At 63.9% G+C, this 24,735-nt stretch carries 22 protein-coding genes; 14 read left to right on the plus strand and 8 right to left on the minus strand.

Going from position 1 to position 24,735, the window contains the following annotated elements:
* The first annotated feature begins 383 nt into the window (after nt 1-383).
* The 10 genes from rpmB to QD228_RS11520 all read left to right on the plus strand — a co-directional run bounded on the left by rpmB (nt 384) and on the right by QD228_RS11520 (nt 10,145).
* Nucleotides 384-620 (plus strand): 50S ribosomal protein L28, encoded by a 237-nt coding sequence (gene rpmB, locus QD228_RS11475; RefSeq protein ID WP_043336270.1) that lies wholly within the window; start codon nt 384-386, stop codon nt 618-620.
* Nucleotides 621-712: 92 nt separating this feature from the next.
* Nucleotides 713-868, plus strand: a complete 156-nt coding sequence (rpmG, locus tag QD228_RS11480) for a 50S ribosomal protein L33 (RefSeq protein WP_016417370.1) — start codon at nt 713-715, stop codon at nt 866-868.
* Nucleotides 869-1,023: 155 nt separating this feature from the next.
* Nucleotides 1,024-1,839, plus strand: a complete 816-nt coding sequence (mutM, locus tag QD228_RS11485) for a bifunctional DNA-formamidopyrimidine glycosylase/DNA-(apurinic or apyrimidinic site) lyase (RefSeq protein ID WP_054556537.1) — start codon at nt 1,024-1,026, stop codon at nt 1,837-1,839.
* A 150-nt stretch (nt 1,840-1,989) separates the two neighbouring features.
* On the plus strand, nt 1,990-3,189 hold the full coding sequence (locus QD228_RS11490) for a class I SAM-dependent rRNA methyltransferase (protein WP_205700541.1): 1,200 nt from the start codon (nt 1,990-1,992) through the stop codon (nt 3,187-3,189).
* A 144-nt stretch (nt 3,190-3,333) separates the two neighbouring features.
* Nucleotides 3,334-3,690 carry a DUF2007 domain-containing protein gene (locus tag QD228_RS11495; protein WP_077377775.1) on the plus strand — a complete coding sequence of 119 codons (357 nt, stop codon included), beginning with the start codon at nt 3,334-3,336 and terminating at the stop codon, nt 3,688-3,690.
* Nucleotides 3,687-4,202: a thioesterase family protein gene (locus QD228_RS11500; protein ID WP_279875633.1), complete on the plus strand. Its 516-nt coding sequence runs from the start codon at nt 3,687-3,689 to the stop codon at nt 4,200-4,202. Before QD228_RS11495 ends, QD228_RS11500 begins: the two co-directional genes overlap by 4 nt.
* Nucleotides 4,203-4,345: 143 nt before the next feature.
* The gene (gene ald / locus QD228_RS11505; protein WP_077377781.1) at nt 4,346-5,467 is read left to right on the plus strand and encodes an alanine dehydrogenase; all 1,122 of its coding nucleotides are present in this window, start codon (nt 4,346-4,348) and stop codon (nt 5,465-5,467) included.
* 217 nt (nt 5,468-5,684) lie between these two features.
* On the plus strand, nt 5,685-6,698 hold the full coding sequence (locus tag QD228_RS11510; RefSeq protein WP_084207810.1) for a tryptophan--tRNA ligase: 1,014 nt from the start codon (nt 5,685-5,687) through the stop codon (nt 6,696-6,698).
* A gap of 211 nt (nt 6,699-6,909) precedes the next feature.
* On the plus strand, nt 6,910-8,154 hold the full coding sequence (locus tag QD228_RS11515) for a YeeE/YedE family protein (protein ID WP_279875635.1): 1,245 nt from the start codon (nt 6,910-6,912) through the stop codon (nt 8,152-8,154).
* Between the two features lie 311 nt (nt 8,155-8,465).
* Nucleotides 8,466-10,145: an NAD-dependent malic enzyme gene (locus QD228_RS11520; protein WP_279875637.1), complete on the plus strand. Its 1,680-nt coding sequence runs from the start codon at nt 8,466-8,468 to the stop codon at nt 10,143-10,145.
* Between the two features lie 132 nt (nt 10,146-10,277).
* Here the strand turns inward: QD228_RS11520 and acnA are convergent, their stop codons facing one another.
* Nucleotides 10,278-13,022, minus strand: a complete 2,745-nt coding sequence (acnA, locus tag QD228_RS11525; RefSeq protein ID WP_279875639.1) for an aconitate hydratase AcnA — start codon at nt 13,020-13,022, stop codon at nt 10,278-10,280.
* Between the two features lie 346 nt (nt 13,023-13,368).
* Between acnA and QD228_RS17160 the strand changes: the two genes are divergently transcribed.
* The 3 genes from QD228_RS17160 to trxB all read left to right on the plus strand — a co-directional run bounded on the left by QD228_RS17160 (nt 13,369) and on the right by trxB (nt 15,937).
* The gene (locus tag QD228_RS17160; RefSeq protein ID WP_347882132.1) at nt 13,369-13,725 is read left to right on the plus strand and encodes a CPXCG motif-containing cysteine-rich protein; all 357 of its coding nucleotides are present in this window, start codon (nt 13,369-13,371) and stop codon (nt 13,723-13,725) included.
* Nucleotides 13,726-14,030: 305 nt separating this feature from the next.
* Entirely contained in the window at nt 14,031-14,633 is a 603-nt protein-coding gene (locus QD228_RS11535) for a peroxiredoxin (RefSeq protein ID WP_065392448.1), read from the plus strand.
* Between the two features lie 347 nt (nt 14,634-14,980).
* Entirely contained in the window at nt 14,981-15,937 is a 957-nt protein-coding gene (trxB, locus tag QD228_RS11540; protein ID WP_077377802.1) for a thioredoxin-disulfide reductase, read from the plus strand.
* A gap of 122 nt (nt 15,938-16,059) precedes the next feature.
* Here trxB and QD228_RS11545 read toward each other — a convergent pair whose 3' ends face one another.
* Nucleotides 16,060-16,317 carry a SlyX family protein gene (locus QD228_RS11545; protein ID WP_077377805.1) on the minus strand — a complete coding sequence of 86 codons (258 nt, stop codon included), beginning with the start codon at nt 16,315-16,317 and terminating at the stop codon, nt 16,060-16,062.
* A 499-nt stretch (nt 16,318-16,816) separates the two neighbouring features.
* On the opposite strand from QD228_RS11545, the gene QD228_RS11550 reads away from it, so the two are divergent.
* Nucleotides 16,817-17,281, plus strand: coding sequence for a cold-shock protein (locus QD228_RS11550; RefSeq protein ID WP_077377808.1), 465 nt, complete (start codon nt 16,817-16,819; stop codon nt 17,279-17,281).
* Nucleotides 17,282-17,381: 100 nt separating this feature from the next.
* Here the strand turns inward: QD228_RS11550 and QD228_RS11555 are convergent, their stop codons facing one another.
* From QD228_RS11555 to QD228_RS11580, 6 genes are all read right to left on the minus strand, one after another.
* Nucleotides 17,382-17,795, minus strand: a complete 414-nt coding sequence (locus QD228_RS11555; protein WP_077377811.1) for a hypothetical protein — start codon at nt 17,793-17,795, stop codon at nt 17,382-17,384.
* Nucleotides 17,792-18,988, minus strand: a complete 1,197-nt coding sequence (gene dapE, locus QD228_RS11560; protein ID WP_279875641.1) for a succinyl-diaminopimelate desuccinylase — start codon at nt 18,986-18,988, stop codon at nt 17,792-17,794. The genes QD228_RS11555 and dapE overlap by 4 nt, the downstream gene beginning before the upstream one ends.
* A 160-nt stretch (nt 18,989-19,148) precedes the next feature.
* The gene (gene dapD, locus QD228_RS11565) at nt 19,149-20,174 is read right to left on the minus strand and encodes a 2,3,4,5-tetrahydropyridine-2,6-dicarboxylate N-succinyltransferase (RefSeq protein WP_279855995.1); all 1,026 of its coding nucleotides are present in this window, start codon (nt 20,172-20,174) and stop codon (nt 19,149-19,151) included.
* Nucleotides 20,175-20,214: 40 nt separating this feature from the next.
* Complete coding sequence (locus QD228_RS11570) at nt 20,215-20,571, minus strand: ArsC family reductase (RefSeq protein WP_136939639.1); 357 nt, start codon at nt 20,569-20,571, stop codon at nt 20,215-20,217.
* A gap of 84 nt (nt 20,572-20,655) precedes the next feature.
* The gene (gene dapC, locus QD228_RS11575) at nt 20,656-21,855 is read right to left on the minus strand and encodes a succinyldiaminopimelate transaminase (protein ID WP_279875644.1); all 1,200 of its coding nucleotides are present in this window, start codon (nt 21,853-21,855) and stop codon (nt 20,656-20,658) included.
* 163 nt (nt 21,856-22,018) lie between these two features.
* The gene (locus tag QD228_RS11580) at nt 22,019-24,730 is read right to left on the minus strand and encodes a [protein-PII] uridylyltransferase (RefSeq protein ID WP_077377823.1); all 2,712 of its coding nucleotides are present in this window, start codon (nt 24,728-24,730) and stop codon (nt 22,019-22,021) included.
* Between the last annotated feature and the right edge of the window lie 5 nt (nt 24,731-24,735).

Genomic DNA, 24,735 nt, shown 5'->3' on the forward strand with positions numbered 1-24,735 from the left:
CTGGTCAATTGTCGGGCCTGCCGGGTGACAGGGATTGCAAAACAGGGCGTCGATTGTGGTAATGTTGCGCCTCCCGTACCACCCACCACAGAATTCGCGACCACTCTGGCCGACATTGGCTGAGTGAAGCGTCTGGCTAAGCAAGCGTCTGTACCGATGTGACAGCTCGGGCGAAGCGTGTTGGCGAAAAAAATCCGTCTTGGGCGTGCTTTCGCGTTCCTCTTCGGGTAAAATGCTGCGCCTGCACGTTCCAGTACCCTGAAGCTTGTCTTCCGGAATGGACGTAACACACTTTGAAATCAGGGCATGAGGCGGCGCCTGCCACTTCCGGTTTGCCCGACAGGTTTTGAACAACTTAGCCAACGCAGCGGTTGGAGGCTCCAATGTCCAAAGTATGTCAGGTTACCGGCAAGCGCCCGGTGACTGGTAACAACGTTTCTCACTCCCAGCGCAAGACTCGTCGCCGGTTCCTGCCGAACCTGCACACCCACCGTTTCTGGGTTGAATCCCAGCAGCGCTTCGTCAAGCTGCGCGTCTCTACCAAGGGCATGCGCATCATCGACAAGAAGGGTATCGACGAAGTCCTCAAGGACCTCACTGCACGTGGCGAGCGCTTCTAAACACTAGAAGACAGCCCCTGTAGCAATGGCAACCGAGCCGAGGGCAACGCTCTCAATCGTTCGGTGAATGCGACTGTGGAAGGAAACTGAAAATGCGTGACAAGATCAAGTTGGTGTCAAGTGCCGGTACTGGCCACTTCTACACCACCGACAAGAACAAGCGTAACACTCCGGACAAGCTTGAATTCAAGAAGTACGATCCGGTCGTTCGCAAGCACGTGATGTACAAGGAAGCCAAGATCAAGTGATCTTGTCTCCCGCCAGCGTGCTGTCGGAACCCTCGAAAACCCGGTCCTGACCGGGTTTTCGAGTATCTGGATGTCGGAGTTCCGGCATCCTGCAACAGGGTGGCGGCTTCTGTCGTCACCCTGTTGTGCGTCTGGCGGTCAGTCGAGGAGGAAGCATGCCCGAATTACCGGAAGTCGAGACGACTCGCCGTGGTATCGCACCATTGGTCGAGGGCCAGGAGGTCACCGAGGTGATCGTGCGTCAGCCACGGCTGCGCACGCCAGTACCGAGTGAGCTGGCGGAGTGGCTGGTGGGGCAGCGTTTCGGTGAGCTCTCGCGCCGTGCCAAGTACCTGCTGTTGCCGATCGCCGATGGCCACCTGCTCTGGCATCTGGGCATGTCCGGCAGTCTGAGGCTGGTACCCATCGGCACGCCGCCCCGTACGCATGACCATGTCGATGTAGTGCTGGGCAATGGCCAGGTGTTGCGCTATCACGACCCGCGTCGCTTCGGTTTCGTCGACTTCGTGCGCGGTGACCCGCACGCTGACACACGTCTGGCGAGGCTCGGGCCGGAGCCCTTGTCGGACGCCTTCACCGGTGAGCTTCTCTTCGCGCGCTCGCGCAAGCGACGCGTGGCGATCAAGCCTTTCCTGATGGACAACGCCAATGTGGTCGGCGTGGGCAACATCTACGCCAGTGAGGCGCTCTTCATGGCCGGCATCGACCCGCGTCGTCCGGCGGGGGAGACCTCTCTGGAGGAATATGAGCGCCTCGCCGAGGCCTCGCGCAGCGTGCTGGCGGCTGCCATCGAGCAAGGCGGTACCACCTTGCGTGATTTCGTCGGTGGTGATGGCAAGCCCGGCTACTTCGCCCAGCGCCTCAACGTCTATGGGCGAGGGGGCGAGCCCTGCCGTGAGTGTGGCCATGAGATCATGAGCCTGGTGCTCGGGCAGCGTGCCAGCTGCTTCTGCCCTCATTGCCAGAGCTAGTGCCGTTCGTGCCGGCACGGGTCAGACATGTCTCGCTGGCCCTTGATGATCACTTGACCGGAGGCTCCGTGACCGGGGCCGCCATGACGACTAGAATGGCCCCATTCGGGCGCGCCCTGTCGTCGTCCTGTCCCTTTCCCTGTCTTATGGATGATTCCCGTGACTGAACGTCTGCGCCTGAAGAAGAATGCTGATCGCCGCCTCAAGGCTGGCCATCTGTGGCTGTACTCCAATGAAGTCGATACCGTCGCGACGCCGCTCAAGAACTTCGAACCGGGCGCCCAGGCGATCATCGAGGCCAGCAACGGCCGCGCGATGGGCGTTGCCTACGTCAACCCGAACTCGCTGATCTGCGCGCGTATCGTCTCGCGCAACCCGGAACAGCGTCTGGACCGCTCGCTGCTGGTGCATCGCTTCAACCAGGCGCTGTCGCTGCGCGAGAGCCTCTATGACAAGCCGTTCTACCGTCTGGTCCACGGCGAGGGCGACCTGCTGCCGGGTCTGATCGTCGATCGCTTCGGCGACGTGCTGGTCTGCCAGCTCAACACCTTCGGCATGGAGCGTCTGGCGGAAGTGATCGTCGATGCGCTCTTGAAGGTCGTCAAGCCGACCGCCATCGTGTTCAAGAACGATTCCAGCGGTCGCCGTCAGGAACAGCTCGAGCGCAACGTCGAAGTCGTCTATGGCGAGCTGCCGGAAAGCGTGCTGCTGGAAGAGAATGGGGTCCAGTTCAGCGCGCCGGTACTGGATGGCCAGAAGACCGGCTGGTTCTATGATCACCGCGACAACCGTGCCTGGCTGAATCGTCAGGTGGCAGGCAAGCGCGTGCTGGACCTGTTCAGCTACGTCGGTGGCTGGGGTGTGCAGGCGGCGGCGCATGGCGCCAGCGAAGTGCTGTGTGTCGACGCCTCCGGTGCGGCACTTGAGCGTGTCTCGGGCAACGCCGTGCTCAATGGTGTCGAGGATCGCGTCTCCATCGCGGAGTCGGATGTCTTCGAGGCACTGACGGCCCTGCGCGCGGAAGGCGAGCAGTTCGACGTCATCATCGCGGATCCGCCCGCCTTCATCCGCAAGCGCAAGGACATCACCAACGGTGAGCGCGCCTATGCACGCCTCAACCGTGAAGCCATGCGCCTGCTGGGCCGCGACGGTCTGCTGATGTCCGGCTCCTGCTCCATGCATCTCGCGCCGGAGCGCCTGATGGATGTGGTGCGTGGCGCCGTGCGTCACCAGGACCGCCACGGTCAGGTCATCTTCCAGGGCCATCAGGCCAGCGACCACCCGGTGCACCCGTCCATCCCCGAGACCTCCTACCTCAAGGCACTCGGTGTGCGCGTCTATCGCGACTGAGATCGAGTCTCGGGTCGCGACCAGGAGCGCGATCGGGATCGCGAGCGATGAACGCGTCCTTTGGCACGAACGACAACGCCGCCCTTCGGGGCGGCGTTGTCGTTGATGGCTTCCGTAGCGCCCGGACTCTGATAGTCTGACGGCATGTATCGACGACTGACATCCCATCACAATCTCGTGCTGCTGGATCACTGGCGCAACCTTCTGGAAAGCGAGGGTATCCCGTGCGAGCTGCGCAACCGTCTGCTGGGTTCGGCAGCCGGGGAGTTGCCCGTCAACGATTGCGAGCCGCAATTGTGGGTTGCCGAGCACAATCTCGCCCGCGCTCGCCAGCTGCTGGCACATATCGAGGCCGCGCCTGCGCAGCCGGATTGGCAGTGCGCCTGCGGGGAGCGTCTCGAAGGCAGCTTCAGTGAATGCTGGTCCTGCGGTGCCAGTGCGCCCATGCGTGATGATGCAGGGCCCCGCGAGCAGGATGATGACACGGAGTTCGTGGCATGACGGACGTACAGGCATCGGAGACCGTCATCGGCAACACGGCCCCCTTGCGGGAAACCTGTGAAGGGTGGGCGCTGCCGTCTCCCTTCCTGCTGCCGATCGCGGTAAGTGTCGAGGCGCTGGATGGCTATGGCCATGTCAACAATGCCGAATACGTGCGCTGGCTGGAGAGAATCAGCTGGGCACATTCCGAAGCGTTGGGGCTGGGCCTTGAGCACTATCGTGCCCAGGATCGTGGCATGGCGGTGCACCGCCACGAGATCGACTATCTGGCCAGCGCACGGCTTGGCGATTCGCTGATGCTGGCCACCTGGCTGGTGGCGTGCGATGGCCGCCTGAGCCTGACGCGCCGCTTTCAGCTGCGTCGTCGCTCGGATGGCCTGACGCTGTTGGAGGCGCACACGCGCTTCGTCTGCATCGAACTCTCGAGTGGGCGAGCCAGACGCATGCCTGAGGCTTACCGTGAATGCTATTCGGCGGCGCTGGTGAGCGAGGATGCTGCCAGCCAACGATGATTCCCTGCATTCCACTGCATTGCTGTCGTGTTTTGGTGAATCTTGCTGGCATCTGATTGGCGCGACACTGACGAGTCTGCTGTGCTTGTAGGAGGTGTCGAGGTGACATCGCCATATTCCGCCAGAAGTGCAAGGAGCTCGTCATGCAGATCGCCGTGCCGAAGGAAATCAAGAACCACGAATATCGTGTCGCTCTGACGCCCGCCGGGGTGCGAGAGCTGATTGCCCATGGCCATGACGTCATCGTCGAGCGTGGTGCGGGTGAGGGTAGTGGGTTCAGTGACGCCGAGTACCAGGGGGTCGGGGCTCGTCTTGAATCGGATGTCGAGCAGGTCTTTCGTGAGGCCGAGCTGATACTCAAGGTCAAGGAGCCTCAGCCGGCCGAGGTGGCACGTCTCACCAGCGGCCAGACATTGTTCACCTACCTGCATCTGGCCGCCGCCCGTGAGCTGACCGAAAGCCTGCTGGATAGCGGGGTGACCGCGATTGCCTACGAGACCATCACCGACACCGCCGGTGGTCTGCCGCTGCTGGCACCCATGAGTCGCGTTGCCGGGCGCATGGCGATCCAGGCCGGCGCGCATGCGCTGGAGAAGGCGCAAGGCGGGATGGGGGTGCTGTTGCCCGGTGTGCCTGGCGTGCCACCGGCGCGGGTCACGGTGATCGGCGGCGGCGTGGTGGGGGAGAATGCGGCGCGCATGGCGCTGGGGCTGGGCGCCGAGGTGGTGATTCTCGATACGTCATTGAACCGCCTCGAGACGCTGGATCACCGCTATCAGGGACAGATTCGTACGGTCTATTCGACATCCGAGGCGCTGGATGAGGCGGTACGCCATTCGGCATTGATCATCGGGGCCGTGCTCGTGCCCGGTGCCGCGGCTCCCAAGCTGATCCGTCGCGAGCATCTGCGCAACATGATGCCCGGTGCGGTACTGGTGGATGTCGCGATCGATCAGGGCGGATGTTTCGAGACCAGTCGCGCCACGACCCATGCGGAACCGACCTATCTCGTCGATGGTGTCGTGCATTATTGCGTGGCCAACATGCCGGGGGCCGTGGCGCGTACCTCGACCCAGGCACTCACCAGCGCGACGCTGCCTTATGTGGTGAAGCTCGCCAATGGCGGCTATCGCAAGGTATTGCGGGAAGATCGTCACTTCGCGGCAGGCCTCAACGTGCATGCCGGCCAGCTGACGATTGCGGAAGTCGGCGCTGCCTTCGGCATGCCGGTGATCTCGCTGGAAGATGCACTGGCAAAGGGCTGACACCTGCCGGTGGGCACATGGCGTGCATGGGGCGCTGGTCGTCTGTCCGGCCCTTACGAAGGCCATGCCCCTCAGGGTAAGATGAGTGCAATGCAGCGGCAGGACATGGCGGGTTCATCGCATCGTGATGCGCGCCGTCGTGCCCTGTCGTGATTCATTGTGAGCAGGTCCCGCCAAGTGGCACGCTCCCCGACTCAGACGCCCAAGAAGTGCATCCATGACCAAGACCCGCGTTCTTACCGGCATCACGACCACCGGCACCCCTCACCTCGGCAACTATGTCGGCGCCATCAAGCCCGCCATCGAGGCCAGCCAGGACCCGACGGTCCAGTCCTTCTATTTCCTCGCCGATTTCCATGCTCTGATCAAGTGTCAGGACCCGAAGCGCGTGCAGGAATCCCGCCGTGAGATCGCCGCCACCTGGCTGGCGCTGGGGCTGGACACCGACAACGCCATCTTCTATCGCCAGTCGGATGTGCCTGAGATTCCGGAGCTGATGTGGTTGCTCAACTGTGTCTGCGCCAAGGGCCTCATGAATCGTGCGCATGCCTACAAGGGCGCCGTGGCCGAGAACGAGGAAGCGGGCATCGAGGACGTGGATCGTGGCATCAGCATGGGGCTGTTCAGCTATCCGGTGCTGATGGCGGCGGACATCCTGATGTTCAATGCCCACAAGGTGCCGGTGGGGCGTGACCAGATCCAGCATATCGAGATGGCGCGTGACATGGCCGGGCGCTTCAACCACCTCTTCAAGGGCAACTACTTCACCATGCCCGAGGCGGTGACCGACGAGAAATCCCAGCTGCTGCTGGGCCTCGATGGCCGCAAGATGTCCAAGAGCTACAACAACACCATTCCGCTGTTCGGCACCGAGAAGCAGCTGCTCAAGAGCGTGCGCAAGATCAAGACCAATTCGCTGGAGCCGGGGGAGCCGAAGGACCCGGATACCTGTTCGCTGTTCCAGATCTATTCGGCCTTCGCCACCGAGGCGGAAGTCGCCGCCATGCGTGAGCAGTACGCCGCCGGCATTGGCTGGGGCGATGCCAAGAATCAGCTGTTCGAATACCTGAACGACCATCTCAAGGCGCCGCGTGAGCGTTACGTCGAGCTGATGGAAGATCCGGCACATGTCGAAGCCATCCTCAAGCGTGGTGCCGAGCGTGCGCGCGATGAGGCCGCGCCGATGATGGAGCGCCTGCGTCGTGCCGTCGGTCTGGGCAACTTCGTGTAATCTCGAGGACACCCCGCACAGCCCGGCACCAGACGCCCGCCATCGCTTTCGATGGCGGGCGTCGTCGTCTGGGAGGTGAGCTGACGGGGGTGACTTATATTCCATGGCGGAATGGATGGCGTGCTGAAAATTCGTTCACAGCTATAAGGCAACGCGTTAGGCTTGCCGCATTGATGAACGCGACATGACGACTTCGTTCAAGGAGCAAGACATGAGTCACGATGCGATACCCGGCAAGGCCAGCCAGTCCGGCCTGCCGACGACCGCCATCAACCCGAAGGCCATTCTGGCCGGAGGCTTGCTGGTGGTGGCTGCCATCCTGCTGGGGCTGGTGTCCGGCTGGCGCCAGGGCTTGCTGATGCTGGTAGGGGGCGCGCTGGGCGTGGTGCTCTACCACGCGGCCTTCGGCTTCACCTCCGCCTGGCGAGTCTTCATCACCGAGCGCCGAGGACGCGGCCTGCGTGCCCAGATGCTGATGCTGGCGATCGCCGTGGTGCTGTTCTTCCCGGTGCTGGCCTCGGGCAGCCTGTGGGGGCAGGAGGTGTCCGGCTTCGTCTCGCCGCTGGGTATCTCGGTGGTGGTCGGTGCCTTCCTGTTCGGGCTCGGCATGCAGCTGGGCGGCGGCTGCGCCTCGGGCACGCTGTTCACCGTCGGTGGCGGCAATGCGCGCATGGTGATCACCCTGATCTTCTTCTGCGTCGGCTCGGTGATCGGCACCGCGCACTTCAGCTGGTGGCAGAGCCTGCCGTCGCTGCCCGCCGTCTCGCTGGTGGACAGCTTCGGCGCGCTGGGTGGCATCATCGTCAGCCTGGTGCTGTTCGCCATCATCGTGGTGGTGACACGCACGCTGGAGAAGCGCCGTCACGGTGAGCTCGAGAAGGCCGCCGTGACCGACAGTCAGCCGCGTGGTCTGTCACGCTTTCTGCGGGGCCCCTGGCCGCTGCTGGCGGGTGCCGTGGCGCTGGCGCTGCTCAACTTCGTGACGCTGGCGCTGGCCGGTCGCCCGTGGGGCATCACCTCGGCCTTCGCGCTGTGGGGCACCAAGGCCTATACCGCGCTGGGCTTCGATGTCAGTGACTGGGGCTACTGGCAGGCGGCGGGCAATGCCAAGGCGCTGGCCGCACCGCTCTATCAAGACATCACCACGGTGATGAACATCGGTATCGTGGTGGGGGCGCTGGCGGCGGCGCTGCTGGCCGGCAAGTTCGCGCCGAAGTGGAACATTCCGCTGCGCTCGGTGGTGGCTGCCGTGCTGGGTGGTCTGCTGTTGGGCTACGGCGCGCGCCTGGCCTTCGGCTGCAACATCGGTGCCTACTTCGGCGGCATCTCCTCCGGCAGCCTGCATGGCTGGCTGTGGCTGGTGATGGCCTTCGCCGGCAACATGCTGGGCGTGAAGCTGCGCCCGTTCTTCGCGCTTGCGCCGCGCAAGCCGGCATCGCGTGCCGATCTGGCCTGAGCCATTCTCAGTACGTGATCGCGAACGCCTCGCTCCTTCCCCGTCAGGGGGATGTGCGGGGCGTTTCTCGTCATGCAGCACCCTTGTCTGCGCAACGCACGTCGACCCTGCACAGGCTGCCGGAGATAGCACTGCGCGTGCTATCATCATGCCTTGTTCGCACGTGGAAACTGCACGTCGAAAGGTCCCTCGGACGCCCGGTTGCCAGCAGGTCTTCTGCGGTGCTTCAGCGGGCATGCTGCGCGTGTCTGCCGGCATGCCGAGAAGCTTGCCGAGCGTGAGGTCGTCCCCACTGATTCAAGAGTCTCGCCATGACGGATACTTCCAAGCGCGCCCTGTACGTTCCCTATGCCGGCCCGAGCCTGCTCGAGATGCCGCTGCTCAACAAGGGCAGCGCCTTCAGCCTCGAGGAGCGTGTCAGCTTCAATCTGATGGGCCTGCTGCCGCAGAATGTCGAGAGCATCGAAGAGCAGGTCGCGCGCGTCTACAGCCAGTATCAGCAGTGCGCCACCGACCTCGACAAGCACATCCTGTTGCGCTCGGTGCAGGACGACAACGAGACCCTGTTCTTCCGCGTGATCGAGGAGCACCTCGAGGAGATGATGCCCATCATCTACACCCCGACCGTCGGTCAGGCGTGCGAGGAGTTCTCCAACATCTACCGCAACCACCGTGGCCTGTTCATCTCCTACCCGGACCGCGAGCACATGGATGACATCCTGCGCTCCGCGACCAAGGACAACGTCAAGGTCATCGTCGTCACCGATGGCGAGCGTATCCTGGGCCTGGGCGATCAGGGCATCGGCGGCATGGGCATCCCCATCGGCAAGCTGTCGCTGTACACCGCCTGTGGCGGCATCAGCCCGGCCTACACCCTGCCGATCTCGCTGGACCTGGGCACCAACAACCAGAAGCTGCTCGACGACCCGCGCTACATGGGCTGGCGTCACGAGCGTGTCACCGGTGATGACTACAACGCCTTCGTGGCCGAGTTCATCACTGCCGTGAAGCGTCGCTGGCCGAAGGCCATGATCCAGTTCGAGGACTTCGCGCAGGCCAACGCCATGCCGTTGCTCGAGCGTTACCGCGATGAAGTCTGTTGCTTCAATGACGACATCCAGGGCACCGCCTCCGTCGTGGTCGCGACCCTGATGGCGGCCTGCAAGGCCAAGGGCGAGAAGCTCTCCGACCAGCGCGTGACCTTCCTGGGTGCCGGCAGCGCCGGTTGTGGCATCGCCGAGATGATCGTGGTGGCGATGGTCAAGGAAGGCATGGACGAGGCCGAGGCCCGCAAGCGTGTCTTCATGGTCGATCGCTTCGGCCTGCTGACCAACGACATGGAAGGCCTCTACGACTTCCAGAGCCGTCTGGCTCACGACGTCGAGAGCGTGGCCGACTTCGGTGACCGCGGCCTGCTGGATGTGGTCAAGGCCGCCAGGCCGAGCGTGCTGATCGGTGTATCCGGCCAGCGTGGCCTGTTCAGCGAAGACGTGATCCGTGCCGTGCAGGCCGGTTGCGAGAGCCCGCTGGTGATGCCGCTGTCCAACCCGACCTCACGCGTCGAAGCGACACCGGCGGAAGTCATCGAGTGGACCGACGGCAAGGCACTGGTCGCCACCGGCAGCCCGTTCGCGCCGGTCGAGCACAACGGCCACACCCACGCGATTGCCCAGTGCAACAATGCCTACATCTTCCCGGGCATCGGTCTGGGTGTGCTGGCATCCAGCGCCTCACGCATCACCGACAACATGCTGATGGCCGCGGCCAATGCGCTGGCCAACAACGCTCCCATCGTCCTGAAGGGCGAGGGCGCGCTGCTGCCGTCACTGGGCGACATCCAGGACATCAGCCGTCAGATCGCCTTCGATGTAGCACGTCAGGCTCAGGCCGACGGCGTGGCGCTGACCTCCAGCGATGAGATCATCCAGGCCAACATCGAGAAGAACTTCTGGCAGCCGCGTTACCGCGCCTACCGTCGCAAGGCGTTCTGATCGCGCCTGCGCCGTCAGTGAGCGCATGAAGCAGATTGCCTGAAACAGAGTGTGCAAATGAAGAAGCCTCCGCAGGCCATGCCTGCGGGGGCTTTTGTATTGCGGTCAGCGCTGCGATCAGCGGCTGGCGGGTTACAGCATGCCGCGCAGCACGTAGTGGAGGATGCCGCCGTGGCGGTAGTACTCCAGCTCGTTGTCGGTATCGATGCGGCACAGCGCCTCGATCTTCTGCTCACCCTTGTCGCTCTTGAAGGTGACCTGGACCTTGCCGCCAGCCGTCAGGTCATTCAGACCGCTGATGCTGATTTCCTCATCACCGGTCAGGCCGAGAGACTGGCGACTCTCGCCTTCGGGGAACTGCAGTGGCACCACGCCCATGCCGATCAGGTTGGAGCGGTGGATGCGCTCATAGGACTCGGCAATCACCGCACGTACGCCCAGCAGCAGGGTGCCCTTGGCGGCCCAGTCACGTGAGGAGCCGGTGCCGTACTCCTTGCCCGCGACCACCACCAGTGGCGTGCCTTCCTCGGCATACTTCATGGCGGCATCGTAGATGGCCATCTGCTCGCCGGAGGGCACGTGGCGTGTCTCGCCGCCCTCGACGCCATCGAGCATCTCGTTGCGGATGCGCACGTTGGCGAAGGTGCCGCGCATCATCACCTCGTGGTTGCCGCGACGTGAGCCATAGGAGTTGAAGTCCTTGACCTCGACACCGTTCTCCTTGAGGTAGCGACCCGCCGGGCTGTCCGGCTTGATGGCACCGGCCGGTGAGATGTGGTCAGTGGTCACCGAGTCGCCGAGCATGGCCAGCACGCGAGCGTTCTCGACGTCCTGCACGGCCTTTGGCTCGCGCTCCATGCCTTCGAAGAACGGCGGATGCTGGATGTAGGTGGAATCCTTCCACTCATACACCTCGGCTTCCGGTACCTCGATGGCCTGCCAGGTCTCGTCGCCGTCGAAGACTTCAGCGTACTCCTTGCGGTACATCTCGGTGCGTACCTGTTCGACGGCCGTGGCGATTTCCGCCTGGGTGGGCCAGATGTCCTTGAGGAAGACATCGTTGCCGTCGTTGTCCTTGCCCAGCGGCTCCTTGGAGAGGTCGGTGCGCACGGTGCCGGCGAGGGCGTAGGCCACCACCAGGGGCGGTGACGCCAGCCAGTTGGTGCGCACGTTGGGGTGCACGCGACCCTCGAAGTTGCGGTTGCCCGACAGCACCGAGGCGACCGTCAGGTCACGCTCGTTGATGGCGGCTTCGACAGGGTCCGGCAGCGGGCCGGAGTTGCCGATGCAGGTCGTGCAGCCATAACCGACCAGATTGAAGCCCAGCTCGTTGAGGTCATCCTGAACCCCCGCCGAGGCGAGATAGTCGGTGACGACCTTGGAGCCCGGTGCCAGAGAGGTCTTGACCCATGGCTTGGTGCGCAGGCCTTTCTCGCGTGCCTTGCGGGCCACCAGGCCTGCCGCCAGCATCACGCTGGGGTTGGAGGTGTTGGTGCAGGACGTGATGGCGGCGATGACCACGTCCCCGTGATCGAGACGGAAGGTCTCGCCGTCCAGCTCGCTGTAGTCGGTATCCTTCTCGTAGCTCTGCTCGACATCGACGGCGGTCTGGCCACCCTCGGACAGCCACTTGCCGTCCTCGACCGCGGGAATCTGACCCAGCTGGTCATCGAGGATCTTCTCGAAGGTCTGCTTGATGTCGGTGAGCGCGACGCGATCCTGCGGACGCTTGGGGCCGGCCAGAGAGGCGACGACCTCACCCATGTCCAGCTCCAGGGTGTCGGAGAAGATCGGCTCGTGGCCCGGCTCACGCCACAGACCCTGCTCCTTGGCATAGGCTTCGACCAACGCGACCTGTTCATCGGAGCGGCCGGACAGACGCATGTAGTTGAGCGTCTCGTCATCCAGCGGGAAGAAGCCGCAGGTGGCACCATATTCCGGCGCCATGTTGGCGATGGTCGCGCGGTCCGCCAGTGGCAGGTCGTCCAGGCCATCACCGTAGAACTCGACGAACTTGCCGACCACGCCACGGCTTCTCAGCATCTGGGTGACGGTCAGCACCAGGTCCGTCGCGGTGATGCCTTCGTTGAGCTTGCCGGTCAGCTTGAAGCCGACCACTTCCGGAATCAGCATCGAGACCGGCTGGCCGAGCATCGCGGCTTCCGCCTCGATCCCGCCGACACCCCAGCCCAGCACGCCCAAGCCATTGATCATGGTGGTGTGGGAGTCGGTGCCGACCAGGGTGTCAGGGTAGGCGAGCGTCTTGCCATCTTCCTCGCGGGTGAAGACGGCGCGACCGAGATATTCCAGATTTACCTGGTGACAAATGCCGGTACCCGGCGGGACGACGGAGAAGTTGTCGAAGGCCTGCTGGCCCCAGCGCAGAAACTCGTAGCGCTCGCGGTTGCGCTCCATCTCGATGCGCACGTTGTCCTTGAAGGCGCTCGGGTCGCCGTAGTGATCCACCATCACCGAGTGGTCGATGACCAGATCCACCGGGGTCAGCGGATTGACCTTCTCGGGGTTCGCGCCCAGTGTCTTGACGGCGTCACGCATGGAGGCCAGGTCGACGACCCCGGGCACACCGGTGAAATCCTGCATCAGCACCCGGGCCGGGCGATAGCCGATCTCATGAGTGCTGGAGGCGGTCTTCTGCCAGTCGGCCAGCGCCTCGATGTCGTCCTTGGTGGCAGTGTCACCATCCTCGAAGCGCAGCTGGTTCTCCAGCAACACCTTGAGCGTGAAGGGCAGTCGCGTCAGGTCGCCAAGCGACTCGGCGGCCTTCTTGAGCGAGTAGTAGTGATATTGCCTGTCTCCGACCTGCAGTTCGGAGAGGGTATTGAGCGAATCCAGTGACTGAGAGCGCTGGGAACCCATGATTCTCCTCCTTGTCGTTGTCTTCACCGGCCAGACTGCTGATGTGTCATCCAACAGGTGCGTCAGGTGCCTTGGCCGGCTGCGACGCGTCGCCTGAGAGCGACTGCCAAATCGCGGGATACTGCCTATATAAGGCTATGGTCATCATCTGACCGGAATTCAAGCGCCTGCTTGCTTGAGGATAGTGCGCAGTGAGGAACCCCGCGTCGCGTTCGCTGCCATAGAGACGGATGAGAGACATCGTGAGGGAGGTGAGCATGGCGCTCATGGCTCGTGGACTGTCAGCCGCTGGCAAGGCCTTCGCCGCGATCAATCGCATCTCTCACATGACATGACGGAGGTTGGCATGAGTGATCAAGGGCGTGAGCCGGGTGAGTTGCCGGAAGATGACGAGGTACTGGATGCTGCCGTCGAGCAGTGGCTGGCGGAGCATTCCTCGGGGCAGTCCGATGAGTGGCCGGGACATGAGCTGCTCGAGGACAAGCATGAAGGCGTGACCAGTGAGGCGCTGCATGAGGCGGAAATCAACTGCCCCTACTGTGACACGCCCTTCACGGTGTTCCTGGATCTGGACGAGGGCAGTCTGACCAACATCATCGACTGCGAGCGCTGCTGTCAGCCGATTCAGGTGCGCCAGCAGGTGGACCCCGCCAGTGGTGAGCTGGACGGCCTGGATATCGGCCAGGACGATGACGTGCTCTGACCTCGGCGGGCGATCTCAGGTGCGATTCCAGACGCGATCTCAGGTGCCCTGATTCAGCGCATCTGCCCCGAATCACGCCGCAAGAGCGAGAATCCCGAGCAGTGCACAGGAGATACTGTATTCTGTTTCAGAGGTCACTTATGATTCCGGCGCAGCAGGCATCGTCATCGAGCTTTCATAGGCAAACTCTATGATGGTGATTGCGCCAAACATTTGGCATCTGCCACCTGAGGCGATTAGTCTGTGTGGCGATTCATCACGAAGGCGGCTTTGCGCCTTCCATCATCATTTCTCAGGAGATCACCATGAGCGTATTGGTCGGACGTCAGGCCCCGGATTTCGAAGCCGCAGCTGTGCTGGGCGACGGTACCATCGTCGACAACTACAAGCTGTCTGATTCCAACGGCAAGCTGCGTGTGCTGTTCTTCTGGCCGCTGGACTTCACCTTCGTTTGCCCGTCTGAAATCATCGCCCACGACAACCGTCTGGCGAAGTTCAAGGAACTCGGCGTTGAAGTCATCGGTGTTTCCATCGATTCCCAGTTCACTCACCACGCATGGCGCAAGACCTCTCCGGACGCTGGCGGCATCGGTGAAGTCGGCTTCCCGATCGTGGCTGACGTCAAGCACGAAATCGTGCAGGCCTTCGGTGTCGAGCACCCGGAAGCTGGCGTCGCACTGCGCGCGTCCTTCCTGATCGACGAAGACGGTGTCGTTCAGCACCAGGTCGTCAACAACCTGCCGCTGGGCCGCAACGTCGACGAGATGGTCCGCATGGTCAAGGCCCTGCAGTTCCACCAGACCAACGGCGAAGTCTGCCCGGCAGGCTGGGAAGAAGGTCAGGAAGGCATGAAGGACACCGCTGAAGGTGTCGCCAAGTACCTGGCAGGTCACTCCAGCAGCCTGTAAGTCGCTGCCTGGTCGCGATCAGCCGCGTCATCGCTGACTGATCGAGCGTCCGCCTTTCGACACCCTCCCATGAGTGGCTCGACTGGCAGGCGAACCGGAAGCCGTCGCCCCTGGCGGCGGCTTCCGTGTATCTGAGGCTAGCGTCATAAGCTTCTGCGATGCCGGTCTGAGCGCAGTGCTGAAAGCTCGGCGCGTCTGCGCTAATCTGCGCAGTCCCTGTTCACCATCCACTCCGTGTCCTGAGCCATGCCGATCGCAGACGCTGTCCGCATCGCTCAGTACATAGATCATCAGTCGTCACCCGGCGTCTGGTGAATTTTCCGCCTTCATCTGTCCTGAGGTCATCCATGAGCAATGTCCGTCACGAACGTCTGATCATCCTCGGCTCCGGCCCGGCGGGTTACACCGCTGCCGTCTATGCCGCGCGTGCCAACCTCAAGCCACTGCTGATCACCGGCATGCAGATGGGTGGCCAGCTGACCACCACCACCGATGTCGACAACTGGCCGGGCGATGATGCCGGCGTGCAGGGACCGGAGTTGATGGAGCGCATGCGCCGTCACGCTGAGCGCTTCGAGACCGAAGTCCTGTTCGATCACATCAACGAAGTGACTCTCGGCGAGCGTCCGTTCCTGCTCAAGGGTGACAACGGCAGCTACAGCTGTGACGCCCTGATCATCGCCACCGGTGCCAGTGCACAGTATCTGGGACTGCCGAGCGAGCAGCAGTTCATGGGCCAGGGCGTCTCGGCCTGCGCGACCTGTGACGGCTTCTTCTATCGCAATCAGGAAGTCGTGGTGGTCGGTGGCGGCAACACCGCGGTCGAGGAAGCGCTGTACCTGTCCAACATCGCCTCCAAGGTCACCCTGGTGCACCGTCGCGACAGCCTGCGCGCCGAGAAGATTCTGCAGGACAAGCTGTTCGACAAGGTCGAGAACGGCAACATGGCGGTGGAATGGCATCACACGCTGGATGAGGTGCTGGGTGACAACTCCGGCGTCACCGGCGTGCGTCTGCGTCATGTCGAGAGTGGCGCCACCAAGGAGCTGAGCTCGATGGGGGTGTTCATCGCCATCGGCCATCGTCCGAATACCAGCCTGTTCGAAGGCCAGCTGGAGATGCAGGGCGGCTATCTCAAGGTCCAGTCCGGCCTGGAAGGCAATGCCACCCAGACCAGCATCCCCGGTGTCTATGCCTGTGGTGACGTGATGGATCACGTCTATCGCCAGGCGATCACCTCTGCCGGTACTGGCTGCATGGCGGCGCTGGACGCCGAGCGCTATCTGGATGGCCTGACTGCCTGAATGGCCTGACTCTCCGCGCTCGCGTCTCCTGACAGGCCGTCAGGGAGGCACGCACAAGAACGGCCCCGTGGCATGCGCTGCGGGGCCGTTCTGCGTTTTGATCACAGGTGCCAGTGCTCGCTTCAGTAGTGAGGAGGAAGCTCGTCGGCAGGCGACAGTGAGTCGGTCTGTGTCCGTTCACTGCCAGATTCGCGCAATTGGCGCAGCTGCGCGCTCATCAGCGCGGTGAGGCGCTCGAGCGTCTCTATCTGGCGTTGCTGGGCAATCACGGTGCGATCCAGCGTCTCCAGCCAGTCATCCTGGTGGGCCAGGCGGCTTTCGAGCGCCTCCAGGCGTGCTTCCAGCCGAGCATCGCCGGGAAGATCGGTCGGGGTCGACATGCGCTATGAACTCCTGAAGAGAGGTGTCAGTCCCGGTGGGTGAGTCAGTGGCGTGAGGATATCACCAGCCACAAGCGGACCGACAAGGGTTGAGGGGAGGCACGTGGTGGCATCAGACGCATTCTGGTGAGGCGTGTTAGACTGATATCGGTGTGTTCTGCCTTCTTTTCGCGCAGTGCACCTGTTGACGGCACCTGCCAGTTTCGCCTCTGGCACTGACATGGCTGCCGGTTCCATCGACTGATGTGGGGAGACTCGCATCACGAGCCACGACGTGGCCAGGCTGACACCGAGTGTCAGTCACAGCCACGGGCATCGCCGTGAGGCGTTGCGTTCAGGCAGAGGTCCGACGACTGACGGTCGCATCGCGTGTCGTCATCCTCCCGGATTCTGCCCTTGCTGCGGCGTCTGGCAGAACATTCTGATATGGATCATCTGAAGTACCCCCTTCTGCCTTGTCGCGTTCCACCTTAATCCATTGCTTAGAGAGTTTATCTTGATGAGTTCCAAATCGTTCTTCCGTTGTTTCATCATCAGTCTGTTGCTGGCATTGCCGGCACCGTTGCTGATTGCCGTCTTCATCACCCTGACCGGCGGCGAGCTGGCCGACACGCTGTCCACTGCACTCAGCGTCGAGGGCTTTGAACTGGCCTACGCCGCTGCTGCCGTCGCCGTCTTCATTCTGCTGCTGGTCGCCACCCTGGCCATTCCGGTGCTGACACCGCGTTCCGCGGCGCTGGCCGAAGTCGAGGACGACGATCGTGAGATCGGCGAGGTCAAGTGGTTCAACGTCAACAAGGGCTATGGCTTCGTGACCCGCGAGAGCGGTGAAGATGTCTTCGTGCACTTCCGTGCCATCCGTGGCAAGGGCCATCGCACGCTGGCCGAAGGTCAGAAGGTGCGTTACCACGTCATCAGCAATGAGCGTGGCCTGCAGGCGGATGACGTGACGGTCATCACCTGATCGCTGACTCGCTCAGTGAAAGACGACAACGCCCCGCAGGCTAGCCTGCGGGGCGTTGTCGTTCATGGCCTGCACATTGGGGTGACGAGCGTCGCGTCACTCAGCCCTGGTCTGGCCAGGTGAAGGCCTCTTCGCTGCCATCGGCCATGACGCGGAAGAAGCGGTCCGGCTCATCACCTGGCTGCCAGCTGCCCAGCGAGCAGCGCGCCTCGACCTGCAGCCCTCGGGCGGCGGCGCGAGCACAGTCGACATCACGTGCCCAGGGAGTGCTGGCGCTGTCGAACCACAGGCTGGCGAACCCGTCAGCGACTTTCTCCACGACCAGTACCGCGATCTCGGCGCCGTCACGCGTGAGGCGGGTCCGGTGCTGCAGCTTGCCGGCCGGCTGGAAGACGACGACCTGCCCGAACTGCTCGCCCAGCCAGGCACCGAGCGCTTCCAGGCTCAAGGGCTTGAGGTAGATCTCGATGTCCGGGTATTGCTCATCGGCGTCAGTGTGCGGGGTCTCGCTCATGCCGTGGTCTCTCGGGTCGCGGGGACAAACAGATATTCCAGGATGTGTTCATAGGCGCTGGAGAGCTGATCCAGATCGCTGGCCATGACGCGTTCATCGATCTTGTGGATGGTCGCGTTGACCGGCCCCAGCTCGACGACCTGGGTGCCGAGCGTGGCGATGAAGCGTCCGTCCGAGGTGCCGCCGGAGGTGGACAGTACCGGCTTGCGGCCCAGCGCGCGTTCCACGCCGTGCACGGCGGCATCGACCAGCGCGCCTTCCGGTGTCAGGAAGGGCTCGCCGCTCAGGTTCCACTCGATCTCGACGTCCAGCCCGTGCTTCTCGAGGATCTCGTAGGTGCGACGCTTGAGGTCATCGGCGGTCAGCTCGGTGGAATAGCGGAAGTTGAACACCACTTCCAGCTCGCCGGGGATGACGTTGGTCGCGCCGGTACCGCCACGGATGTTGGAAATCTGGAAGCTGGTCGCCGGGAAGAAGTCGTTGCCGTCGTCCCAGTGTTCAGCGGCCATGGCGGCCAGTGCCGGGGCAGCCTCGTGGATCGGGTTGCGTGCCAGGTGCGGATAGGCCACGTGGCCCTGCACGCCTTTCACGTGCATGACGGCGCCGAGCGAGCCGCGACGGCCATTCTTGATCACGTCACCGGCGTAGTCGGTGGAGGACGGCTCGCCGACGATGCAGTAATCCAGGCGTTCGTGGTGCTCGCGCAGATACTCGACCACCGCGCGGGTACCGTGAACCGCCGGGCCTTCCTCATCGGAGGTGATCAGGAAGGCGATGCGGCCTTCGTGGTCCGGGTTGGCGGTCACGAAGCGCTCGGTGGCGGTCAGCATCGCGGCCAGCGAACCCTTCATGTCGGCGGCGCCACGGCCACACAGGAAGCCGGCATCGTCGATGCACGGCGAGAACGGCGGATACTGCCAGTTGGCTTCCGGACCCGTCGGCACGACATCGGTGTGACCGGCGAAGGCCAGCACCGGACCATGATGGCCGCGCACCGCCCAGAAGTTGTCGACATCGCCGAAGGGCAGCCGCGTGATCGTGAAGCCCAGCGCCTCGAGGCGTTCGATCATCAGGGTCTGGCAGTCCAGATCATCCGGCGTGACCGAGGGGCGTGAGATGAGATCGAAGGCCAGCTCCAGCGTCGGAGACAGATCGGCGGGGCGTGGCGGAAGCGGTGCGTGTGAATCAGTCATCATGGGCCATCGCTGCAGGCGTCATCGCGAGGAGCGACAGCGCGAAATTCGGGGGAGAGACGAAGTGTCTTCACGCCGGCTCGGACACTGCTGCCCGAGCCGGGAAATGCCACGACGGCCTGCCAGAGGTGCAGCCCCTGACAGGCCATCGTCACGCGCCTCAGTTGTGGGCGTGCAGGGCATCGTTGAGCGCGATGGCGCTCTTGTTTGTGCGGCACTCGACACGGCCGGTGACGGAGTTGCGACGCAGCAGCAGGTCGTCCTGGCTCGCCAGCTCACGGGCCGCGACCGTCTCGACTTCCTGGCCTTCGTTGTCGAAGACCATGACCTTGGTGCCGGCGGTGATGTAGAGGCCAGCTTCCACGGTGCAGCGATCGCCCAGCGGGATGCCGATACCGGCATTGGCGCCGATCAGGCAGCCTTCGCCGACCTTGATGACGATGTTGCCGCCACCGGACAGGGTGCCCATGGTGGAGCAACCGCCGCCCAGATCAGAGCCCTTGCCGACGAAGACGCCCGCGGAGATGCGGCCTTCGATCATGCCCGGGCCTTCGGTGCCGGCATTGAAGTTGCAGAAGCCTTCGTGCATCACGGTGGTGCCTTCGCCCAGGTAGGCGCCCAGACGCACACGCGCGGTGTCGGCGATACGAATGCCGGTCGGCACCACGTAGTCGGTCATCTTCGGAAACTTGTCGACGCAGTCCACGGATAGGGTGCGACCTTCCAGGCGGGCCTTGAGGCGACGCGCCGGCAGCTCCTCGATGTCGATGGCGCCTTCGCTGGTCCAGGCGACATTCTTGAGCAGACCGAACATGCCGGTCAGATCGATGCCGTGCGGACGCACCATGCGGTGAGACAGCAGGTGCAGCTTGAGGTAGACCTCCGGCACGCTCTGCGGGGCGGCGTCTTCCTCGAGGAACATCGCGACCAGCGGGCGCTGGGAGCTGGCCAGGCTTTCGGCCAGTTCGGCCTGGGCGCTGTCGCCGGCGTCGCGCAGGGCGCTTGCCAGGGCGGCACAGTGCTCCGGCAGGAAGCTGGTGGCAGTGGTGCCGGCCGGTGCGTCCAGTGCCTTGCGAGCGGCGTCAGCAACGGCAGCGGTCGGCTTGAACAGCGGGGCAGGATAGTAGACTTCCAGCCAGTCGCCGGTGGTGTTCTGGGTGCCGATTCCGAGGGCAAGGCTCAACATCGTGTCAATCTCCGGGGTGTCCAGTGGTGTAAGAGGTAACTCAGTCCTGCGGTTCGTAGACCGCCTTGTCATAGCCGATCACCAGATCCACCTCGTCCTCGGCCGGATGGCGTTCAAGGATAGGGCGCTTGATCAGGGTCGGGTGCTCCAGCATCAGTGCGCGTGCCGAGTTGGCATCGAGGCTGTCACGTTGTTCATCGCTCAGGTTGCGCCAGCTGGTGCTGCGCTTGTTGAGCAGGCTGCTCCAGGCGGTCTGCTCCAGCCAGGATTCCAGCAGGCTGGCGGAGAGGCCATCCTCACGCAGGTCATGCCAGCGGTAGGGCACGCCCCGGCCATCGAGGGCGCGGCGCGCCTTGCGGCAGGTATCGCAGGTCTTGATGCCGTAGAGCACGTGCATGGCGGTCTCCTTTAGCCAGTCCACCCCGCCGGGCGGGGCTGTCATCCAGTATTGGGCTGTTGTCAGCCCGTGCGGGTCTGGCGCTCAGCGCAGGCGTTTGACGAAGCGACGCAGGCGCCGGGCGGCTTCGACGGTCTGTTCCAGTTCGGCCACCAGCGCCAGACGAATGCGTCCGGCGCCCGGATTCACGCCGTCCACCTCACGCGCCATGTAGCTTGCCGGCAGCACGCCGACGGCCTCTTCACGCAGCAGCTCGCGGGTGAAGGCGGCGTCATCCCCGCCCGGCACGGCCGGGTAGAGATAGAAGCTGGCTTCCGGGGTCGGGAAGTCCATCACCGGCGCGAGGATCTCGGTCACGGCGGCAAACTTCTCGCGGTAGGCGTCGCGATTGGCCAGCACGTGGGCTTCATCATTCCAGGCGGCGATGGAGGCGTGCTGGTGGTGCAGCGGCATCGCGCAGCCGTGATAGGTGCGGTAGTGACGGAAGCGACGGATCACCTCGCCATCGCCGGCCACGAAGCCGGAGCGCAGGCCCGGCAGGTTGGAGCGCTTGGACAGCGAGTGGAAGACCACGCAGCGCGCGTAGTCATCACGACCCATGGCGGCACAGGCTTGCAGCAGGCCCGGCGGCGGTGTGGCTTCGTCGAGGTAAAGCTCCGAATAGCACTCGTCGGAGGCGATCAGGAAGTCGTGCTCGTCAGCGAGGCGAATCAGCTGCTGGAAGTCGGCCAGCGGCGTCACCGCGCCAGTGGGGTTGCCCGGCGAGCAGACGAAGACGATCTGGGTGTCACGCCATACCTCGGCCGGCACCGCGGCGTAGTCGGGGCGGAAGCCGTTCTCGGCAGGGCAGGGCAGGTAGGTGACCTCGCCGCCGGCCAGCAGCGTCGCGCCTTCGTAGATCTGATAGAAGGGGTTCGGCACCAGTACGCGTGCCGGACGCGTGCTGTCCAGCGAGGCCTGGATGAAGGCGAACAGTGCCTCGCGGGTGCCGGTGACCGGCAGGACCTGCTGGTCGATATCCGGCGTGGCGTTGAGCGAGAAGCGCTTCTCCAGCCAGCTGGCGATCGCGGAGCGCAATTCCGGCAGGCCGCCGGTGGCGGGATACTTGGCCACGCCCATGATGTGCTCGCGCAGGGTGTCGAGCACGAACTCGGGCGGCGCGTGACGCGGCTCGCCGATGGTCAGCGCAATCGGGTCCAGAGCGGGGTTGGGGACGACGCCCTCGCGCAGCTTGGCCAGGGTTTCAAACGGGTAGGGCTTGAGCTGGTCGAGATCCGGGTTCATGCACGTTCCATGGGTGATGGCCGTTGCCGGCCGAGCAGGAAGGAAGGCGTCCGCGAGTCCGCCGGACCGCCATGCAGGTCGACTCGCGATTATAGGGAAGGCGGCCGGTCCCCTCAATCGTGGGGTGCCGGCGGCCTCTCGCTGTTCATGCCTGCGCGACGCGTCAGCCGCGCTCGCCGACCTGGAGCACTTCGGTCAGGGCGTCACGCAGGCGCGTCTGGCGCTCTGGGTCGGTGATCGGCTCACCGGCGCGGTCAGTGATGAAGAAGATATCCTCGACGCGCTCGCCCAGGGTGACGATCTTGGCGGCATCGATGGCGATCTCGTGCTCCATGAACACGCGGCCGATGCGCGCCAGCAGACCCGGGCGGTCAGAGGCGATCACTTCCAGCACGCTGCGGCCATTGGTGTAGTCCTGGCTGAGCGTGATGCGTGGCGCGATGCGGAAATGCTTGAGCTGACGCGGCGTATGGCGATTGACGATCACCGAGTAGTCATCCGGGTCATCCAGCTCTTCGACCAGATGGGTGCGGATGTCGGCGAGACGTGCGGCGTCGCGGATCGGCTCACCGTCATCGTCGAGCAGGATGAAGGTGTTGAGCGTCCAGTTGTGGCTCGAGGTGGCGATGCGTGCATCGTGGATCGAGAGCCCCAGCTGCTCCAGTGCCGCCGCCGTGGCGGCAAACAGGTTGTCCACCGAGCGGGTATGGATGAAGACCTTGGTGCCGCCTTCGGTCATCTCTTCGGTGGGTGCACTGGTCAGCACCAGCGGCAGAGGTTCGCCATGCTCGTCCAGCTGGGGCGATGCCTGACGTGCCAGGATGCCCTGGGTGTGCCAGGCCACCTCGCTGGGCGCGTAGCGTACGAAGTAGTCGTCACCGAGGCTGGCCCACAGCGCTTCGGCGTCGCTGCGTGAGGTGCCCATGCCGGCCAGCAGTGACAGGGCTTCCTCGCGGGTCTCGGCGATCCATTCGTGGCGTTCCGGCGGATGCTCCAGGCCCCGTCGCAGCGCCCGGCGCGTCTCCATGTGCAGCTGACGCAGCAGCGCCGCTCGCCAGCCATTCCACAGCGAGGGGTTGGTGGCATTGATGTCGGCCACCGTCAGCACGTAGAGGTAGTCGAGATGCGTCTCGTCGCCGACGATCTCGGCGAAGCGCGTGATGATCTCGGGGTCGGCGATGTCCTGCTTCTGCGCGGTCATCGACATCAGCAGATGGTGACGCACCAGCCAGCTCAGGGTGCGAGTGTCGCGCTGACTGAGATCGTGACGGCGGGCGAAGTCCTCGATTTCCAGTGCGCCGATCTCGGAGTGATCGCCGCCGCGTCCCTTGCCGATGTCATGATAGAGCCCCGCGATCCACAGCAATTCCAGCTTGGGCAGTTCACGGATCAAGGCGGCGGCGACGGGGAATTCCTCTTCCGCGTCAGGGGCGCGGAATTCCTGGGCGACCTTGAGCAGGCGCAGGGTGTGGGCATCGACGGTGTAGACGTGGAACAGGTCATGCTGCATCAGGCCGACGGCACGACCGAAGGCCGGCAGGTACTTGCCGAGGATGCCGTAGCGCGCCATGCGCTTGAGGACGCGTGGCACGTTGCCGCCGGAGCGCATCAGCTCCATGAACAGGCTCTGGTGACGGACGTCGTCACGGAAGGCGTCATCGATCTGGTGACGATGGTCACGCAGTGCGCGGATGGTGTCGGCGCGCACGCCCTCGATCTCGGGGTGCTGGGCCATGAGCAGGAACAGCTCCAGCAGCGCGGCGGGGCGGCGGCGGAACACGCCTTCCTCGCGCAGGCTGATGTAGCCGCTGCGGATCTCGAAGCGCGGATTGAGCGGCACGATGTTGACCGGCTCGTCATGGCGCAGGATGGCCTCATCGAAGTGCTGCAGCAGCATGTCGTTGAGGCCCGCCAGGGCGGTGACGTGGCGATAGTAGCGCTTCATGAACTGCTCGACCGCCAGGTGCTCGGGCGTGTCCTGGAAGCCGAACAGCTCGGCGATGGTGCGCTGGTGGTCGAACAGCAGCCGGTCCTCGGCGCGCCCGGCCAGCATGTGCAGCGCGAAGCGCACCTGCCACAGGAAGGCCTGCCCCTGGCTTAGGATGCGCAGCTCGGCGTCATTCATGAAGCCCAGCTCGACGAGGTTGTCGTAGCGCTCGACCCCGAAGTGACGCTTGGCGACCCAGCCGATCATCTGGATATCGCGCAGGCCACCGGGGGATGACTTGATGTTGGGCTCGAGGTGATATTCGGTATTGGCGAACTTGTGGTGGCGAGCGATCTGCTCCTGCCACTTGGCCTCGAAGAAGGCCTCGGCCGGCCACAGACGGTCGGTACCCAGGCGCTCGCGCATGGCCTCGCGCAGCCGCTGCGGGCCGGCGATGACACGGGATTCCAACAGGTTGGTGATCACGGTGACGTCGGCACGGGCCTCACGTTCGCAGTCACTCAGCGAGCGCACCGACTGGCCGATCTCGAGCCCGATGTCCCACAGGAAGGTGATGAAGGCGGATAGCGCCTCACGGTAGGGCATGTCATCGTCCTGCTCCAGCAACAGCAGCAGGTCGATGTCGGAGTGCGGGTGCAGCTCACCACGGCCATAGCCGCCCACGGCGAGCAGGGCGATGCCATCATCCGGCCAGGCCTGGCGTTGCCAGGCGATGGCCAGCAGGCGATCGATGGCGCGGGCACGGCCATGGATGAGGTCGCGGATGTCGGCACCCGCCTTGAAGCGGGCCTCGAGACGCTCCTGTACCTGTGCCAGAGCCCGCTTGAACAGCGGGATGGGCGTCTTCGTCGTGGCCAGCTCGCCGTCGAAGGTGACGGCATCGTAGAGCGCTTCACGCTCGACGAAGTGGTAGTGGTGCAGGAGCATCGTGA

Origin of the sequence: Cobetia sp. 3AK, from assembly GCF_029846335.1 — a bacterium.
GTDB classification, from domain to species: Bacteria; Pseudomonadota; Gammaproteobacteria; order Pseudomonadales; family Halomonadaceae; genus Cobetia; species Cobetia marina.

Excerpts from the sequence above, each read along its gene's own strand:
- rpmB (WP_043336270.1), top strand. The coding sequence starts at position 384 with ATGTCCAAAGTATGTCAGGTTACCGGCAAGCGCCCGGTGACTGGTAAC.
- rpmG (WP_016417370.1), top strand. The coding sequence starts at position 713 with ATGCGTGACAAGATCAAGTTGGTGTCAAGTGCCGGTACTGGCCACTTC.
- mutM (WP_054556537.1), top strand. The coding sequence starts at position 1,024 with ATGCCCGAATTACCGGAAGTCGAGACGACTCGCCGTGGTATCGCACCA.
- QD228_RS11490 (WP_205700541.1), top strand. The coding sequence starts at position 1,990 with ATGATTCCCGTGACTGAACGTCTGCGCCTGAAGAAGAATGCTGATCGC.
- QD228_RS11495 (WP_077377775.1), top strand. The coding sequence starts at position 3,334 with ATGTATCGACGACTGACATCCCATCACAATCTCGTGCTGCTGGATCAC.
- QD228_RS11500 (WP_279875633.1), top strand. The coding sequence starts at position 3,687 with ATGACGGACGTACAGGCATCGGAGACCGTCATCGGCAACACGGCCCCC.
- ald (WP_077377781.1), top strand. The coding sequence starts at position 4,346 with ATGCAGATCGCCGTGCCGAAGGAAATCAAGAACCACGAATATCGTGTC.
- QD228_RS11510 (WP_084207810.1), top strand. The coding sequence starts at position 5,685 with ATGACCAAGACCCGCGTTCTTACCGGCATCACGACCACCGGCACCCCT.
- QD228_RS11515 (WP_279875635.1), top strand. The coding sequence starts at position 6,910 with ATGAGTCACGATGCGATACCCGGCAAGGCCAGCCAGTCCGGCCTGCCG.
- QD228_RS11520 (WP_279875637.1), top strand. The coding sequence starts at position 8,466 with ATGACGGATACTTCCAAGCGCGCCCTGTACGTTCCCTATGCCGGCCCG.
- acnA (WP_279875639.1), bottom strand. The coding sequence starts at position 13,022 with ATGGGTTCCCAGCGCTCTCAGTCACTGGATTCGCTCAATACCCTCTCC.
- QD228_RS17160 (WP_347882132.1), top strand. The coding sequence starts at position 13,369 with ATGAGTGATCAAGGGCGTGAGCCGGGTGAGTTGCCGGAAGATGACGAG.
- QD228_RS11535 (WP_065392448.1), top strand. The coding sequence starts at position 14,031 with ATGAGCGTATTGGTCGGACGTCAGGCCCCGGATTTCGAAGCCGCAGCT.
- trxB (WP_077377802.1), top strand. The coding sequence starts at position 14,981 with ATGAGCAATGTCCGTCACGAACGTCTGATCATCCTCGGCTCCGGCCCG.
- QD228_RS11545 (WP_077377805.1), bottom strand. The coding sequence starts at position 16,317 with ATGTCGACCCCGACCGATCTTCCCGGCGATGCTCGGCTGGAAGCACGC.
- QD228_RS11550 (WP_077377808.1), top strand. The coding sequence starts at position 16,817 with ATGAGTTCCAAATCGTTCTTCCGTTGTTTCATCATCAGTCTGTTGCTG.
- QD228_RS11555 (WP_077377811.1), bottom strand. The coding sequence starts at position 17,795 with ATGAGCGAGACCCCGCACACTGACGCCGATGAGCAATACCCGGACATC.
- dapE (WP_279875641.1), bottom strand. The coding sequence starts at position 18,988 with ATGACTGATTCACACGCACCGCTTCCGCCACGCCCCGCCGATCTGTCT.
- dapD (WP_279855995.1), bottom strand. The coding sequence starts at position 20,174 with ATGTTGAGCCTTGCCCTCGGAATCGGCACCCAGAACACCACCGGCGAC.
- QD228_RS11570 (WP_136939639.1), bottom strand. The coding sequence starts at position 20,571 with ATGCACGTGCTCTACGGCATCAAGACCTGCGATACCTGCCGCAAGGCG.
- dapC (WP_279875644.1), bottom strand. The coding sequence starts at position 21,855 with ATGAACCCGGATCTCGACCAGCTCAAGCCCTACCCGTTTGAAACCCTG.
- QD228_RS11580 (WP_077377823.1), bottom strand. The coding sequence starts at position 24,730 with ATGCTCCTGCACCACTACCACTTCGTCGAGCGTGAAGCGCTCTACGAT.